The 14412-nt window shown below is 40.7% G+C and carries 10 protein-coding genes and 1 pseudogene; 2 read left to right on the top strand and 9 right to left on the bottom strand.

Features of this window, described 5'->3' with window-relative positions:
- Window position 1: 1 nt before the first annotated feature.
- From AAEZ22_RS06630 to AAEZ22_RS06620, 3 genes are read right to left on the bottom strand one after another with little or no spacing between them, the layout of a single operon-like run.
- Window positions 2–1414: a TolC family protein gene (locus AAEZ22_RS06630; protein WP_089369232.1), complete on the bottom strand. Its 1413-nt coding sequence runs from the start codon at window positions 1412–1414 to the stop codon at window positions 2–4.
- Complete coding sequence (locus tag AAEZ22_RS06625) at window positions 1407–4559, bottom strand: efflux RND transporter permease subunit (protein WP_089369231.1); 3153 nt, start codon at window positions 4557–4559, stop codon at window positions 1407–1409. Before AAEZ22_RS06625 ends, AAEZ22_RS06630 begins: the two co-directional genes overlap by 8 nt.
- Window positions 4560–4568: 9 nt before the next feature.
- Window positions 4569–5738, bottom strand: coding sequence for an efflux RND transporter periplasmic adaptor subunit (locus AAEZ22_RS06620; protein ID WP_089369230.1), 1170 nt, complete (start codon window positions 5736–5738; stop codon window positions 4569–4571).
- A 118-nt stretch (window positions 5739–5856) separates the two neighbouring features.
- Here AAEZ22_RS06620 and AAEZ22_RS06615 point away from each other — a divergent pair, with 118 nt between their 5' ends.
- A complete protein-coding gene (locus tag AAEZ22_RS06615) occupies window positions 5857–6795 on the top strand; it encodes a LysR family transcriptional regulator (RefSeq protein ID WP_011329997.1) in 939 nt (312 codons plus the stop codon).
- A gap of 3 nt (window positions 6796–6798) precedes the next feature.
- Here the strand turns inward: AAEZ22_RS06615 and AAEZ22_RS06610 are convergent, their stop codons facing one another.
- From AAEZ22_RS06610 to AAEZ22_RS06595, 4 genes are all read right to left on the bottom strand, one after another.
- Window positions 6799–7830, bottom strand: coding sequence for a GGDEF domain-containing protein (locus tag AAEZ22_RS06610; protein ID WP_350550772.1), 1032 nt, complete (start codon window positions 7828–7830; stop codon window positions 6799–6801).
- Between the two features lie 131 nt (window positions 7831–7961).
- Window positions 7962–8153: a hypothetical protein gene (locus AAEZ22_RS06605; RefSeq protein WP_352296650.1), complete on the bottom strand. Its 192-nt coding sequence runs from the start codon at window positions 8151–8153 to the stop codon at window positions 7962–7964.
- A 47-nt stretch (window positions 8154–8200) separates the two neighbouring features.
- The gene (locus AAEZ22_RS06600; protein WP_008465246.1) at window positions 8201–9403 is read right to left on the bottom strand and encodes an IS256 family transposase; all 1203 of its coding nucleotides are present in this window, start codon (window positions 9401–9403) and stop codon (window positions 8201–8203) included.
- A gap of 51 nt (window positions 9404–9454) precedes the next feature.
- Entirely contained in the window at window positions 9455–10126 is a 672-nt protein-coding gene (locus AAEZ22_RS06595; RefSeq protein WP_352296647.1) for a DUF6279 family lipoprotein, read from the bottom strand.
- A gap of 512 nt (window positions 10127–10638) precedes the next feature.
- On the opposite strand from AAEZ22_RS06595, the gene AAEZ22_RS06590 reads away from it, so the two are divergent.
- Complete coding sequence (locus tag AAEZ22_RS06590; RefSeq protein ID WP_193038794.1) at window positions 10639–11364, top strand: tetratricopeptide repeat protein; 726 nt, start codon at window positions 10639–10641, stop codon at window positions 11362–11364.
- Between the two features lie 118 nt (window positions 11365–11482).
- Here the strand turns inward: AAEZ22_RS06590 and AAEZ22_RS06585 are convergent, their stop codons facing one another.
- Both AAEZ22_RS06585 and AAEZ22_RS06580 read right to left on the bottom strand, forming a co-directional pair.
- A complete protein-coding gene (locus tag AAEZ22_RS06585) occupies window positions 11483–12904 on the bottom strand; it encodes a coniferyl aldehyde dehydrogenase (RefSeq protein ID WP_197182300.1) in 1422 nt (473 codons plus the stop codon).
- A gap of 178 nt (window positions 12905–13082) precedes the next feature.
- Window positions 13083–14342 (bottom strand): annotated as a pseudogene (locus tag AAEZ22_RS06580) (SLC13 family permease); the annotation flags it as partial.
- Window positions 14343–14412 lie beyond the last annotated feature (70 nt).

The following is a 14412-nucleotide window of genomic DNA, read 5'->3' as shown; positions in this document are numbered from 1 at the left end:
TCTACTGGTTAGTATTATTTAACGCATAACTCCATCGCCCGTTAAATGATTGGTAAGCATTTACTTTAGCGAGCAGTGATGAAATCGTTGAATCAACAGCATTTTCTTGAGCTATTAGAACATCCCGACGCGCATCTAACAACTCTAAGTAAGGAATTTGCCCTTCTTCGTACATTGCTTGCGCTTGTAAAAATGCATTATTCGCAAACTGATAACGCTGCTCAGCAAAGCTCTTTTGCTGAGCTTGGTTGACCAACAATTGCAAAGAAAGTTCACTTTCGCTCAGCGCTTGGAGTATCACTTGTTGATAATCGCTATAAGCCGCTTGAGTTAAAAATTGCTGTGCATCGCGCTGCGCTAAGAGTGCCGGGTAGCTCAGTATTGACCACTGAATTTGCGGAGCCACCTGCCATTGCTGCTGTGTATCACTAAAGCTATTACTACCAATACTAAGCACGCCTGCAAAACCACTTAAGCTTATATCTGGTAATAACGCTTTACTTGCAGCAACACTTAAACTATTTGCTTGGCTAAATGCATAAAGTGCTTGGCTAATATCGGGCCTAAGTGCGATAGATTCATTAGCATCATTTAACGATACGGTAAATTTATGCTCTAAAATGGCTTGCTCATTAGTGAGTTTAACATTTTGTGCTAGTCGTCCGCTAAGCACAGCCAGTGTAGATAAATCGCGATATTTAGCGTATTCAATTGCCGGCATTAGTGCTTGTTGTTGCTTAAGTTGTGCCATAGTACGATTTAAATCAAGCTCGTTTGCTACGCCTTCATCAACCTGGGCTTGAAGTACCGCAATACTTTGCTCTAGTGCGTCTATTTGCAACGTAACAATGTGCTGCTTTTGTACATTACCTTGATAGCTCACAAAGCCTTTAACAACCGACGAAACCACTTCAATTTGCAATAAACGTACTTGCTCGGCTTGGCTCATGGCCGATGCATTCGCTGCATCAACCAATGCCGTAATACGACCAAATAAATCGAGCTGCCAATTAAGTGCTAAATTAGCACTCGATTGACGACTGTTAGTATCGCCTAAACCACTGCGCTGCGCGCCAATTTCTACCCCGCCTTGCGGTAAATACTGCGCTTGTTGCTCACCTAAGCGCGCCAAGGCGCTTTTAAGTACTAACTGACTGGTTTGTAAGTTGTGGTTATTGGCTAATGCGTCTGTAACCAACTGATTTAACTGAGCTGATTCTAGCTTTTGCCACCAGTTTGTCTCATCAATATTATTAAGCTCGCTGGCTATATTGGCACTAGCTATAAACTCACTAACCACGTTTTGCTCGCTGGCAGCGTCAATTTTAGCGGCGCAACCCGATAACATAGCAGCAATTAATATAGCGCTTGTGGTAAGCGACGTTTTAAGGTTTTTTTGCACTAATTTAATCATGTGATACCTGCTGTGCTTTTTGCTTTTTATTGGCTACTAACATATAAAATACCGGGGTAAATAATAAGCCGAATACGGTTACTCCTATCATGCCTGCAAATACAGCATTACCCATAGCGTGGCGCATCTCGGCTCCCGCACCCGTTGCTAATACTAATGGTACAACGCCCGCGGTAAAGGCTATTGAGGTCATTAATATGGGACGTAAGCGCATTCGACATGCCGCTAACATGGCATCTAAATGTGATAAACCGGTTTCGTGTTGATCTTTGGCAAACTCCACCATAAGTATCGCGTTTTTAGAGGCCAAAGCCACCAGCACAATTAATGCAATTTGCGTAAATATGTTGTTGTCTGAGCCCACAAACCACACCCCAATTAGCGCTGAAAATATGGTCATAGGTACAATCATTATAATTGCCAATGGTAAACGTAGGCTTTCGTATTGTGCAGCCAGCACCATAAATACCAGTAGTACCACTAACGGAAATACATACACCATAGTATTACCCGCAAGTACTTGCTGATAGGTTACTTCGGTCCACTCGTATTCAATACCTGAAGGTAGCGTATCGGCAAGTACTTTTTCAATCGCAACTTGCGCTTGGTCTGAGCTATAACCTGGCGCTGGGCTGCCATTAAGTTCTGCACTTGGGTAGCCGTTGTAATGCATTACTCTGTCTGGGCCTATGGTAGGAGTTACCGTTAACACTGATCCTAATGGCACCATATTACCCGCACGATTTCGTACTTTTAAATGCAATATTTGTTCTGGATCAACGCGATAATCGGCGTCAGCTTGTGCATTTACTTGGTAAGTACGGCCAAATAAGTTGAAGTCGTTTACATACACTGAGCCTAAATATATCTGTAACGCATTAAACACTTCATCCAGTGGTATGCCTTGAATAAGCGCTTGTTCACGGTCAATATCTATATCCATTTGTGGTACTTGAATACGAAAACTTGAGTACAGGCCAACTAATGCTGGGTCTTGTTGCGCTTTGGCTATTACCGCTTGTAGGCTATTAAATAATGCTTCAAAGCCTTTGTTTGCTCTATCTTCAATTTGTAATTTAAAGCCACCTGTGGTGCCTAAACCTTGAATAGGCGGCGGCGGAAATACCGCTACAAATGCTTCGTCAATTGCTGCAAAGCGCTGATTAAGTTGCGCTGCAATTGCCATGGCAGATAGGCTAGGATCAGTCCGCTCACTAAAAGGAGCTAAGGGCGTAAATACAATACCGCTGTTAGGGCTGTTGGTAAAACCGTTAACCGATAACCCCGGAAAGGCAACCGTATGGGCAACGCCGGGCACTTCTAGCGCTATTTGTTGCATTTGTTTAATAACCGCTTCGGTACGATCTAGGCTCGCAGCATCAGGGAGCTGTGCAATCGCCACTAAATACTGTTTATCTTGCTGAGGAATAAAGCCACCGGGTACAGAGTCAAATAACTTAATAGTACCGCCCACTAAAGCAACGTAAGCAACCATGACCACCACGCTCATGCGGATCAGCTTTTGTACCAGTTTTTCGTAGCCTTTAGCGCCACGATTAAACACGCGATTAAAGGGTGCAAATAACCAACGGCCAAATAGTTTATTTAACAACCGCGTAAAAGCGTCTGGCTTTGCGTCATGGGGTTTTAATAATAATGCAGCGAGTGCTGGGGATAAAGTCAGCGAGTTAAAAGCTGAAATAATAGTAGAAATAGTAATGGTTAAGGCAAATTGCTTATAAAACTGCCCAGACAACCCGGTAATAAACGCTGTAGGAATAAATACCGCACTAAGTACCAAGGCAATTGCAATAATAGGGCCGGTTACTTCACTCATGGCAACGCGGGTTGCTTCAAGTGGCGACAGACCTTTTTCAATATTACGCTCAACGTTTTCTACCACTACTATGGCATCATCTACCACAATACCTATGGCCAATACTAAACCAAACAGCGACAAGGTATTAATAGACACTCCCAGCAACTGCATCACTGCAAAAGTACCAATGAGTGAAACAGGCACCGCAATCAATGGAATTATAGATGCACGCCATGTTTGTAAAAATACAATCACCACAATAACAACCAATGCGATTGCTTCTAGCAAGGTAGTAATTACCGCATCGATAGAGCCGCGTACAAATACTGTAGGGTCGTACACTATGTCGTATTCAACACCGGTAGGAAAGTCTTTCGCTAAACGCGCCATGGTTTCGCGTACTTGATCAGAGAGCTCAATTGCATTAGAACCCGGGCGTTGGAATATTGGCATAGCCAGTGCTGGTTGATTATCAAGCTCAGCGCGCAGTGCATAAGTGTCTTGCCCTAAATCTACACGAGCTATATCAGATAAACGGGTTAACTGCCCTTGCTCACCTACTTTAATAATAACTTGTTCAAATTCTTCAATACTGTTTAAACGACCTTTAACATTTAACAATATTTGAAACTGGCTGTCGTTCGAAATTGGCTGAGCGCCTAAGCTACCCGCAGCAACCTGCTGGTTTTGTGAGCGCAGTGCACTTACTACATCCGATGCGGTTAACTCGCGCGATGCTAAAGCATCGGGATTAAGCCACACACGCATAGAATATTTACCGCCACCAAACAGGCGAATATCACCTACGCCCGATAAGCGTGCAATTTCATCTTTAATATTTAAATCGGCATAATTTGATAAATACGCCGTATCGTGGGTGTTTTCAGGAGAATATAAATGCACCACCATGGTTAAGTCGGGCGATGACTTTTCGGCTACTACGCCTAAGCGCTGTACTTCTTGTGGTAAACGCGGCAATGCGCTATTTACTCGGTTTTGTACTTGTACTTGTGCTCGGTCTAAATCGGTGCCAAGCGCAAACGTCACCGTTAAGGTCATACGACCATCACTAGTGGCTTGTGAAAACATATACAACATGTTTTCGGTGCCATTAATTTCTTGCTCTAATGGCGTTGCTACCGTTTGTGCAATAACGGTTGGGTTTGCCCCCGGGTAACTGGCTGTTACCACTACGGTAGGTGGAACAACTTCTGGGTATTCACTTACTGGCAGTTGAAATAATGAAATTCCCCCTGCTATTAAAATGATTAACGACAACATCGCCGCAAATATTGGGCGCTGGATAAAAAAGTGCGAAAACTTCATCAATAAACCTTATTGTTTAGCGACTAACTGGTTGTTGCTATTACCTAAAGTAAATGCAATTCCACTGGTATCAATAGTGACGGTATTAGGAGAAATTGGCATACCAGGTCCGACGCGAGCGGGGCCATTTACAGCAATCACATCACCCTCTGTAAGGCCTGCAGTAATCGCGCGTAATGAGCCATAACGCTCTCCAACGGTTACTAATTTATATTGCAGAACATTGTTTTCGCCGACCGTAAGTACAAAGCGATTTTTTAAATCTGTACCTATTGCTCTATCTGGCACTATCACTGTTTCAGTAATTGCATTAGCGGCTAACTTAATACGCGCAAACGAACCTGCACGTAACTGCCCGCTATTATCTGCAAACACTGCTCGCACGCGTAAAGTACCCGTAGCGGCGTTAATTTGGTTGTCAATAAAGTTGATGTAACCTGAATAAGCAAAATCATCTTGACCTACCTTTTGCATTACCACAGGTTGGCGGCTTGCTGCACTAACATCATTAAACGATGAATTCCAAGTGCGCTCGTCTATATCAAAATAAGCGTACATTTTTTCATTTGAAACAATCGACGTTAATACGCTTTGCCCCGCTAAAATATTATTACCTTTAGTAATATTAGCGCGCGAAATAATGCCATCTATAGGCGATACAACTGAGGTAAATTCTAAATCAAGCTGCGCCGATGTTAACTGTGCTTGTAGCGCCGCTAGTTGCGCTTCGCGTTGGCGCAGTGTTGAAGTACGTGCTTGTGCTTGCTCAGTTGAAATAGCTTTACGCTGCGTTAAGCGTACCGCACGGGTTGCTTCACTGATTGCTTGTTCAAGCGCTGCTTTTGCACTGTTAACTTGCGCCTCAAGGCTGGCAACCTTGGCTGTAAATGAACGGTTATCTAATTGAAATAACACGTCGCCCTTATTTACCAAGTCGCCTTCGTTAAACTCGATGCTGTCGATAACACCCGATACTCGTGGCATTAAAGCAACTTCTTGAGGCGATTCTAAGCGAGTTGTGTAGGTGTGCCAGCTTTGTACCGGTTTAACAATAACCTTGGCAACATCTATTGGCTGATGTTGCGCTGTTGGAGCCGACTGAGCCGTGCTTTCATCGGCACAACTTGTAAGTGTTAAGGATGCTGTAGCCAGTGCTACAGCAATTAAATGTTTGTTCATTACGACGCTCCTTTATAATTAGCGTTGCATGGTACGGAACAATCGTGCTGACAAAAATAATAGATTTCTAAATTCATTAATGCCAAAATGGCATCAATAAACTATTTTAGGTAATGTTATGGATACAACTAGTCGACTTTTAATGTTACTTGAAGTGGTTGAACAAGGCTCTTTTGCCAAAGCAGCTGAAATACGTAATATTGACCGCTCCGTTATATCAAAACAAATTAGCCGCTTAGAAGATGAGCTTGGCGTGAGGTTGTTAAACAGAACAACACGTTCTTTTTCGCTTACTGCAGCGGGCGCCGAAATGATAAAAAAAGCAGCCGACCTTAGAGAGCTGCTAGGTGAAACCCTGCGCATGGCCGAAAACTATCACCAAGAGCCGCGTGGATTATTAAAAATAACAGCGTCAACCATTATTGGTCGCCGTTATTTACAACCTGTTATTAATGATTTTCAAAAACGCTTTCCACAAGTAGAAGTAGAATTACGTTTAGATGACCGCTTGGTCGATATAGTATCTGAAGGGTTTGATTTAGCATTTAGAATTGGCGAGCCAAAAGATTCATCGCTCATTGCGCGTAAAATTGCCCGTAATCGTTTATTAATATTAGCAACACCTGAATTTGTAAAAACCTATGGCATGCCTAAAACTATGAGCGATCTGGCTCAATTACCGGCGGCAAGCTATAAAAGCAATGCATTTAGAGTGGATGCAATAAATTACTATAACGATAAAGGTGAGGCTTGCGAGCAAAAAATAAGGAGTGTGTTTCGGGCTAACGACGCTGAAGTATTGCTAATGAAAACACTCTCTGGCACCAGTTACTTTTTGGCGCCTGCATTTTTACTCGATAACGAAGTTATTGATGGCGAGTTAGTGCCATTACTTACCAATATAAAAATAATGGACCACAGTGCTATGTATGCGCTATATCCGCACCGCGACTTACCGGTCAGAACGCGACTATTTTTTGATGCTGTGCGCGAGTATTTAGGCAAAGATAAACCGATTTGGGAAAACAGTATCCCAAATTTTGATCACATGTATTAATCGTTATATAAGCGCTGTTTTGTCACTTTTAACCGCTGGATAATAAACGCTATTGCGCCCTAAATCTTTGGCTTTATAAAGCTGTTTATCGGCTGCTTTAAGCAATTCATTGAGTGATTGTTGGGGTTTATAACGTGCAACGCCAATACTTGCTGTTAGGTTTATTTTATAGTTATCAACGTTTATGTATTTATTTTCCAGTGCTGCTCTTACTTTTTCGGCAACAGCAAGCGCTGCATGCTCACTATTAAACGAGCTTATAAGTGCAAACTCCTCGCCCCCGATCCTAAAAACATAACCTTTAGCAAAAGTGACCTTTAATAGCGTGGCTACTTCTATCAGTACTTTATCGCCCACATCGTGGCCGTATTTATCATTTATTTGCTTAAAAAAATCTAAATCAACTAAAAATAAGTAAAGCTGGGTACGCTCATGTAACTCAACCGAAAAATAATGATTCATTGCCAAACGATTACCCGATCCGGTCAGAGGGTCAAGCATGGCAAGGTTTTTAAGTCTTTTTGAAAACTGTGCGCGGTTGCTTTCAAATGTATGTGAAATAGCCCAAATAACAATATAAGCAAATAATATATTTAAATATAAATTCAGAGAAGTAAAAGGAGCTAACGAGGATTTATTCATTAATACAATACTTTGTAAGCTAAGCAAAACCATAGAAAAAATAAATCCATAGTTTTTTCCTAGCAATAAATAATACATAGTAGGCAGCACCAACGCCCAAACAAACACCGCATTATTAAGCGTGGCTATATAAGCCCCAAAAACCACAATAAAAGAAATAAAGGCACACATAACAACAGACTGCCAAACTTGCACCGGGTGTTTACCCAAACGAAAATAAATGCAAAAACAATACAGCGCAAAAACAGCTTCAAAATAACCAAGCACACTTAAATTATTCACAGCAAGATTAAAACCTGAAAATACCAACGCCAAGCAACCAAAGCATAAGCTGACCCATTTGAGAACATTTTTCCTTAAAAACTCTGTACTATTAAGTGCTGCTATATCCATTTATGAAACTTGATAAAAAATAAAAAATTAGTTTAGCGTGAAACATAAATATAACAAAATAGTTTACCTACAATAGCAGCCCTGCTGGTAAATAATTATATAAAAATTCGTTACTGTACTGCGCAAAAAACCTAATCAGCAATAAGATCATCCACAGTCTCTATCAACTCAGCAAAGTGCTTATTTACGTGGCGGCGTTGTTTATCCGATAAAGTACTATTTAAACTAACAAGTAAATTTACATGAGCCATTAAATTAGCTTGGTTTTTGGCCGCTAATTCTTCACTAATAAAATATTCACGCTCGGTAATTATAATGCCCATTTGCTGATCAAACGAGGGCGTTCAGAATTCTGTGTCAGCCTAAGTTGCTAAATATCTAGCACACCATCTAACCTACCTTCGAAGTGGATGGCCAATTGCGACAATGTCAGATTCCAATTATGGATTGGCATTGTCCATTTCTTCGAGGCATTCAATATGCCTGCATACAATAATTTCATCAAGCTGTTTTCATTAGGGAATGCTCCCTTAGTCTTGGTGAGTCGCCTAAACTGACGATGTACAGCTTCAATTGCATTTGTGGTATAAATAGCTTTTCGCACGTAATCTGGATACTTGAAGTAAACCGACAGATTGCCCCACTTACGACGCCAAGACTCGATAACGATAGGGTATAACTTGCCCCATTTGGCATCTAATTCGGCGAGAGCGGCTTCTGCTGCATCTTTAGTGGCTGCCTTATAAACGGGTTTCAAGTCAGCCATAAACTCTTTTTGGTGCTTTGAAGCAACATACTTCATCGAATTACGAATTTGATGAATAACGCACTCCTGCACTTCGGCGTCAGGATAGATTGTTGCTATTGCTTCAGGGAAGCCTTTTAGTCCATCAACACAGGCAATTAAAATATCGGATACACCACGATTATGTAAATCTGTTAATACTGATAACCAATAGTTAGCCCCTTCACTTTCAGAGATATATAAACCAAGTAACTCTTTGCGGCCCTCGATATTGACACCTAGTACGGTATAAATAGCCTTACTCACGTAGCGCCCATTTTCTTTAATCTTATAATGAATGGCATCAAGCCAGATAAACGGGTAAAGCGTGTCTAAGCTGCGCGCTTGCCATGCTTTAAGCTCTGGTATCAGTTGGTCTGTTACGGCAGTGATGGTGGCCTCTGATACCTCAACGCCATACATATCCTGTATGTGGCCTCGAATATCTCGATAGCTCATACCTAAAGCAAACATAGATAGGATTTTCTCATCAATTTCAGGCGTTAACTTGGTTTGGTTCTTTTTAACAAGCTGAGGTTCAAACGAACCTGAACGGTCTCTGGGCGTTTCAAGTTCAAATTGACCTATGGATGACTTAACTGTTTTTTTGGTTGAACCATTTTTACGGTTAACTTGGGTCTCAGATTCTAAATGCTGCTCTAATTCAGCTTTAAGAGCCGCTTCGGTGAGTTGTTTAATTAATGGTGTTAGAACACCGTCTTCGCCAGTAAGGCCTTTACCAGCTTGAAGTTCAGCTAATGCTTTGTTGAAGTCGAAAGATTGAGTCATGTGTCACTCCTGTTTTCTTAATAATACTGAAATGACACAGATTTCTAAACACTACCGATCAAACTGCTCAACATTACGTAATTCATAATTAAAAGCGTGTTGCAGTGCGTTTAACCTATTTTGCTTATAGCGCTGCCAAAGCACAAAGGTATTAATATGCTGCTCGTTAGCCAATGTTATAAGCTGGGTTTGCTGCTTAGTTAATTTCCCTAACCAATCTTTATAATAACTAAGCTGCTCTTTTAGGCGCTCTTCGCTAAGTTGTTGCGTCGTTTGCTCTTGATACTGTTTTAACTCGTCAGCTAAGTTAGCTTGTATGTTAGTTACAAGCTCTTGTTGTTGCTTGGTACTGAGTGTTTTAGCCAATTCTATTAAAGGCGCTTTAACCTGTACTAATAAATTGCTCCAATGCAATTTAGCTACAGTAACCTGCTGTGTTAAATCGCTGATATTAAACTCACTATTAAATGTTTTTTGTAACTTGATAAGATCTTGCTTGTACTTAGGCAGCTCTACCTGACGATGCCAATTACGGGTTTGTTTAATTATAATTTTAAGCTGTTTTGCTTGGCTACTGTTTAGGTCTATGTAGTCATCTACCCAAAATGATGATAGCCAAGGTAAATTGTTATAAGCAAAAGAAGTAGAGCAGCTAGCTAAAAGTACAAAGCTGATGACTACCATTGCATGTATTATTTTTTTTGTATTTATTTTAATTAACATAACTCTCCTGCGCACACACAAACTTGATAATAGTTTTTATTTGCATTTGACTTTAATTTAAATCTAACTGATAATCACTCGCATAAGTTAAATGTACCGACCTCAGTGCCCAAGGATGAACTTTAAGCACGGATGCTGTTATTTTATTTAAGCACGTAATACTTATGTAGCTCAGGTTTTAATAAACAAAGTTTAGCTTACATCTTCATTTTTCATATTAGTGACGGTTGATATGACCCAAAAGCCCGAAAGGGCTTTTTTTACTGCTTTAAATTTTTTGTAATATCTGTATCTTACACTGCTAAAACAACTCTGCTCGGCTTTAAGCTATAATAAGCGTACTTTGCATTTGCTAATGCGGTGCTTAATACTAAAGCCAGCGTAATGCATAACAAGCAATAAACTTTGCACTTAATTTTTAAACGTTGCATTACCTCATTTAGCGCAAAATTTTAAATAGAATAATGTTTAAATAGTACACATTGCAACTATCACTTATTGGAGACATTCTTATGTCACAGTTTAATTTTAAAACCTTACTCCTAGCTGGCATTTTACTTAGTAGCCCTTTCGCTCATGCTGGGTTAGAGGAAGGGATCAAAGCCGCTAATGAAGGCGAATTTGCACAAGCACTAAAAGAGTTTAATTACCTAGCAGATAAAGGCTTTGCCCCTGGTATTTATGAGCTGGGTAAATTGTATGAAGGTGGGTATGGTGTAACGCGTGACTACCGTAAAGCTGCTCAACTTTATCAACAAGGGGTAGCAAAAAATCACCCCGATTCTATGTTTGCTTTAGCCGTTTTATACGATGAAGGCAACGGGGTAAAACTCGACAAACAAATGGCAATAAAGTTATTTGAACAAGCGGCAAACAAAAACCTACCCGCTGCACAATTTAACCTAGGCGTTATGTATGCCAATGGTGATGGCGTAAGCGTAGATTATGAACTTGCTAAAACGTGGTATGAAAAAGCTGCAGCCAATAATTATACTTTGGCGCAATTTAATTTAGCTTTAATGTACTTTGAAGGCTTAGGCATGCCTAAGAATTTAGAAAAGTCATATATTTGGAACACCATTGCCGAGTATAACGGCAATATGCAAGCAAGCCATAGTCGCAAGCTCGACGAGCAAAAAATGCTGCCCAAAGAAGTGGAAGAAGCAAAAGAAAAAGCCGACGCTATTTATACCAGAATTTTAGCCGGCACTTACGCTGGTGAAGGGCGGTTGTTTTAATAAACTGCTTTAAACGCTGTTTTAATTAATTGCTCTAAAACAGCGTTTAAATAACAAGGCTAAGCTCGCTAATACTAACTAATACAGTAAGATGAGTTTAGCCTTTTTGTTATATTCACTACTTTTTAATATAAAGCCACTTTAATAACTTAATTAGTACTTTGCTTTGTTTAAGTAGCATGCCGATACGTGGATTGAATGATCCAGAAACCAGCGTGTTTTTAGCATGGCTAAAGGTTAAAAACCCTTCATCAGCATGATAATGCCCCATTCCAGAATGCCCCACTCCACCAAACGGCGCATCATCGGCAGTTACTTGCACTAAGGTGTCGTTAACCGCAACAGTACCACTTAGTGTTTGCTTTATAATATATTCTTGAATTTGTTTATTTTGCCCTAAAATATACAAGGCTAATGGGTGATGATGCTGCTTTATATAACTTATTGCGTGCTCTAAGTTGGTGTAACTCATTACAGGTAATATTGGGCCAAATAGCTCATCTTTCATTAATTGCATGTCATCGGTTACTTGGGTGACAATATGTAGCCCCATTCGATGTTTATCTGGGTCTTGCTGGTTATCTTCAAGAGGTTTAATTATGGTTGCGCCTAGCTGCTGTGCTTGTTCTAAATAACCAGATAAGCGTGCATAGTGAGCGTCGCTTACAATAGAGGTTAAATTTTTACCTTCTACCCCTTGTTTGTAGTGTTTTTTATATAATTCACACAAGTGTTGCACCAATTGATGCTCAAGCTCTTTGGGTACAAATACATAATCGGGGGCAACACAAATTTGCCCAGCATTGGCCATTTTACCAAAGAGTATTGCTTGCGCCGCTTTTTTAATATCTGCTTTTTCAGTAATAATAACAGGCGATTTACCGCCAAGCTCTAAGGTAACTGGCGTTAAATTAGCACTTGCAGCGCCCATTACTAACTTACCTACCGCAATTGAGCCTGTAAAAAACAGGTGTGCAAATGGCAGCGATGAAAACTCACTAGCAACGTCACTCCCCCCTTGTATTAATTTACAATGCTGCTCTAGTTCACCACTAAATAGCTTTTCAAGCACTTGATTGGTGTGGGGGGTAAACTCACTGAGCTTCAACATTGTACGATTACCCGCTGCCAATGCGGTAATAACAGGCACAATGGCAAGCTGTATTGGGTAATTCCAAGGCGCTATAATGCCAACCACGCCTTTAGGCTGGTATGTTACGCTCACCTTTGAAGGCCATAAGCTTAAACCTACTGATCGCTTGCTTGGTTTAGACCACTTTGGTAGTTTTTTTATAGTGTGCGCTAAGGCTTGCATGGTGGGTAATATATCGCCTAGCAAGGTGTCAAATGCGGTGCGATAACCAAAGTCTTTTGATACTGCGTCTATCAGCTCTTGCTCAAACTCTACAATACGACTGCGCAATTGCTTTAACACTGTGATGCGTTTATTAATCGACAAGTAAGGAGTTTTTATAAAGTACTGTTGTAACTCATCAAATTGTGTAGTTAACGAAGGTGTTTGCGGTGCGTCGATAGTCAAAATAGATTACTCAAATTTTAAAGTTATTTGAGACTATAACCTTGTTCTGTAATACGAGCAATAAAGAGTAATTTTGCATAGTATTGAACTATATACAAAACTACTCTGGTTTTGGTTGGAACTAAGTGGTAACTGTTGCAGCTATTGGCTGTTGTTTAGCAGCCAATAGCTGCGTAATTTAAAAGCCAAATACTTGCGCTGCAATTGTCATTGTTACTAAGGTAATTAAAACAATTGCCACAATATTAAGCACAAAGCCTGCGCGTATCATGTCGCGCATTTGTATTTGCCCTGAGCCAAACACAATTGCGTTTGGCGGGGTGGCTACTGGCATCATAAATGCACAACTACAGGCAATCGCCGCCGGAATAACCCACACAAGTGGTGAGCCTGCAATGGATTCTGCAACGGGGCCAAGTAAGGGTAAAAAACCAGCCGCGGTGGCGGTGTTACTGGTGATTTCGGTTAAAAATGTTATTAATGCAACGACCACTAAAATACTCATAACGAGAGGAATAGCACTCGCGCCTTGAATCATTTGTGCAATATATTGCGCCAAGCCCGATGACTTTATTTGCGAGGCAAGTGTTAAGCCACCACCAAACAATAATAATACGCCCCATGGCACTCTAGCAGCACTTTCCCAATCTAAAATACGCTCGTTAGTGCCTTTATTTGCAGGCAATACAAATAATAATAACGCCGCTGCAATCGCAATAGTGGTGTCAGAAATACTCAAACCACTAAACTCGCCTAGCATAGGTCTAAATATCCAACACGCGGCAGCAAGCACAAATACAAATAACACGCCTTTTTCGGCGCGTTGCATTTCACCAAGTGCTTTTAATTGTTCAGTAAATACAGCTTTGGTGTCTATTTTTTGATTATTTTTAATACCTGCGTCTACTTTATATGCAAACTTTGTAAGCCAAATCCAACTAATAAACAGCATACTTACCGCCAGTGGTACACCGACTAGCATCCACTGTGCAAAGCCAATTTCTATTTGGTAGCTATCGGACAAGTAAGCTGCCATTAATGCATTAGGCGGAGTACCGATTAATGTTGCAATACCACCAATACTGGCACCATAAGCAATAGAGAGTAGTAAAGCTTTACCAAATCCTTCATTGCTAGGATCTGACTGCTTTACTAAATGTGTAATAGACAAAGCTATTGGTAGCATCATCACTGCAGTGGCTGTATTTGACATCCACATAGATAAAAAAGCCGTAACCAGCATCATAGCTAATATTTGTAAGCTAGGCTTAGTGCCTGCATACAACATGGTGCTCAGTGCTATGCGTTTATGTAACCCCCAGCGCTCCATTGCGATAGAAATTAAAAACCCACCTAAAAATAAAAATATTAATGGATGAGCATAAGGCGCGGCTACACTTTTCATACCTGCTATACCAGCCAGTGGCGATATAACAACACGCCCTGAGGTGGACAGCAAGCACTAAAGCTCACTTTCCACCGCAAATTTTAACAGCGGTGATCCCTTA

It is taken from the genome of Pseudoalteromonas sp. 20-MNA-CIBAN-0454 (assembly GCF_040308685.1).
Classification (GTDB): Bacteria; Pseudomonadota; Gammaproteobacteria; order Enterobacterales; family Alteromonadaceae; genus Pseudoalteromonas; species Pseudoalteromonas nigrifaciens.
The sequence above is the reverse complement of the archived record's forward strand: the minus strand, read 5'-3'. Positions and strand labels throughout refer to the sequence as shown.

Excerpts from the sequence above, each read along its gene's own strand:
- AAEZ22_RS06590 (WP_193038794.1), top strand. The coding sequence starts at position 10,639 with ATGTCACAGTTTAATTTTAAAACCTTACTCCTAGCTGGCATTTTACTT.
- AAEZ22_RS06595 (WP_352296647.1), bottom strand. The coding sequence starts at position 10,126 with ATGTTAATTAAAATAAATACAAAAAAAATAATACATGCAATGGTAGTC.
- AAEZ22_RS06625 (WP_089369231.1), bottom strand. The coding sequence starts at position 4,559 with ATGAAGTTTTCGCACTTTTTTATCCAGCGCCCAATATTTGCGGCGATG.
- AAEZ22_RS06600 (WP_008465246.1), bottom strand. The coding sequence starts at position 9,403 with ATGACTCAATCTTTCGACTTCAACAAAGCATTAGCTGAACTTCAAGCT.
- AAEZ22_RS06630 (WP_089369232.1), bottom strand. The coding sequence starts at position 1,414 with ATGATTAAATTAGTGCAAAAAAACCTTAAAACGTCGCTTACCACAAGC.
- AAEZ22_RS06615 (WP_011329997.1), top strand. The coding sequence starts at position 5,857 with ATGGATACAACTAGTCGACTTTTAATGTTACTTGAAGTGGTTGAACAA.
- AAEZ22_RS06620 (WP_089369230.1), bottom strand. The coding sequence starts at position 5,738 with ATGAACAAACATTTAATTGCTGTAGCACTGGCTACAGCATCCTTAACA.
- AAEZ22_RS06610 (WP_350550772.1), bottom strand. The coding sequence starts at position 7,830 with ATGGATATAGCAGCACTTAATAGTACAGAGTTTTTAAGGAAAAATGTT.
- AAEZ22_RS06605 (WP_352296650.1), bottom strand. The coding sequence starts at position 8,153 with ATGGGCATTATAATTACCGAGCGTGAATATTTTATTAGTGAAGAATTA.